This window comes from Haloferax profundi (genome assembly GCF_001469865.1).
Classification (GTDB): domain Archaea; phylum Halobacteriota; class Halobacteria; order Halobacteriales; family Haloferacaceae; genus Haloferax; species Haloferax profundi.
This window is the reverse complement of record NZ_LOPV01000649.1, coordinates 1-2,113: the sequence shown is the minus strand read 5'-3', so window position 1 is coordinate 2,113 and position 2,113 is coordinate 1. Positions and strand designations below refer to the sequence as shown.

Below are 2,113 nucleotides of genomic sequence, written 5' to 3'. Positions count from 1 at the left end.
ATCCTGTCGTCACGGTGATTGTTCGCGTCCCGAAATGCCGGTCGGACGGTCGCGTTTCGACGACGGCGGCGTCGCGGAGTTCGCTGACTGGCGTCGTCCACTGTGGCTCGTCGGTCAGTCGGTCGTAAACGACGAGGTGGTTGCCGATTCGGTTGTACGTCGTCCACCTGTTCATCAGAACGGCCTCCACGATGTCACCGGCGAGCATGAGCCCAAGTAGGAAGAATGCAGCGAGACCGCTCGCGACCCAGAGCGACATCGAGGGCGCTCCATCGCCGAGGAACGCGGGCACGCCGAGCCAGACGACCGTGGCAAACCCGAAGTAGAACGGTCCCGTCGTGGTGGCTGTCTGCCAGACTGCGGCCGCCACGGCCGAGCGTCGGTCGACGTCGACCGTGGCCGACGGCTGCTCCGTGGGAACGTCGATTGGGTGGACGGTCGTGTCACTGTCGGGCCCGGAGAGCCAACCGGTGAGTCGGCCTCCACCGCCGCGTTCCGCGCGGAGGCCCGACCACTCGACGAACACCTTCACGACTACGAACGCCACGAGCACGGACGTCACTCCTGCCACAGAGACGACGAACAGGAATAAGGCGAGAAAAAACCCCTGACGAGCGGGAATCTCGACAACAGCGTATGGTGAGAGTTCCGCATACCGCCCGCTCCGGAAGTAGGTGTGGGTGGTCTCGACGACCTGCCCGACGACCAGCGCGACAACGCTGAGTAGTGCCTCCGGGCGGCCGAGAATACCGAGGATAGCGACGACTTCCGAGACTGGAGCGAGGACGAAAAAGCCGACCCACACGCCACCGGCGACGACAGCGGCAGCGAACGGGACGTTCCGCGGATAGATCGGCGGCAAACGGTCGTGGACGATGACGCTTCCGCGTTTGCTGACGAGGTCGCTCTCGGAGACGCTAAAGACGCCGCTCTCGCGGTCGGAAGCAGGCGGTTTGCCGGCGAATAGGGCTTTCACTCCCGCGAGCGGCAGCAAGATCAGCAGTTCGAAGGCGTAGACAGTGACGAGCGTCTCGGGATTCCAGCCGAACCATACCACCCCCACGAGTGGGAGGACATTAGCTGCGAGGACGGGGAGAAAGCCGAGGGCCGTCTGTGGGGCGTCGCCGTACCGGGTGGAGGGCATTGGTTGTGTTCTCTCTCAGTGTCAGATATGCTTGGTGGAACAATTGTAAAGACAACACGGTCTCGGAACCACGCGTCCGGAGATGGGTCAACTCTCAGGCTGGTAGAACGGCATAGACTAGGAAGAGACACGCCAGAACGACAGGGTACAGTAGGTACTTTCGAGGATGAGCACTATCGTCGTTTAAGTGTGTTTTTGCGGAGCAGCAGCTCGCATCCTGCTACATACCCCCTCTGAGTGTTGCACGCGACTTCTGACAGCGTTCGGTGAGATTTCTGTGGCCGTGCTGAACTCGGCGCGCAAGTCTGTCACTACCCTATCGACTTATTGTCAACCGCTGTTAATTTCTGATAGTGCCTTCGTTGAACACCTCATCATTGATCGCTCGTCGGTGGAAAAGTGGTGTTCTAGTTGCTCTCGTAGCGCTTATTATGTTTTTCCGCTCTTACCTAGTTCCAGATGGTTCTTTGCTAGACAAAGGACTCACAGTTGTCGGTGTAATCATGATGGTTGCATTCTTTGTGAGAGCGTATTACCGGGGGCAGTATGGAAAATTACCGTGGTAAATTACTCCAACCCATGAGTTAGAATAGTCGCTAATGTGGTGTTCGTAAGTGCTGAGCTCATCACTCAATTTCTGATGGTCTCAGGAGAAGTTAGCTACGTTACCCCAGATGAGTCACTGCTTAGTACCCCGGTTCGATTCGGTCAACGAGTCCATCGAAATCTGTGTCGAAGCTCAACACAGCATCGATACCACGTGACTCACACAGAGTAACTATCGACGCATCAGTGAAACTGAGGTCGTGGTCTTCGTATCGACGAAACGCCTCTAGCGACGCCTGTACATCATCTGGTTCGACGTGAATCATCTCGAATACTTGAGGAAACGGATCTTCGCCAAGAATACGACTGGCAACAGTGTCTGCAGCCTCGAACGACCCTGTTCGAACCCGTGTGAGCGTCACA

2 protein-coding genes are annotated in these 2,113 nt (G+C 57.5%); both read right to left on the bottom strand.

Annotation, left to right across the window (positions count from 1 at the left end; all coding sequences use genetic code 11):
- On the bottom strand, positions 1-1,144 hold a 1,144-nt coding region (locus AUR66_RS18425; protein WP_058573593.1), incomplete at its 3' end, for a DUF6498-containing protein.
- Between the two features lie 686 nt (positions 1,145-1,830).
- Positions 1,831-2,113: type II toxin-antitoxin system VapC family toxin (locus tag AUR66_RS18420; RefSeq protein ID WP_058573592.1), on the bottom strand; the 283-nt coding region annotated here is incomplete at its 5' end.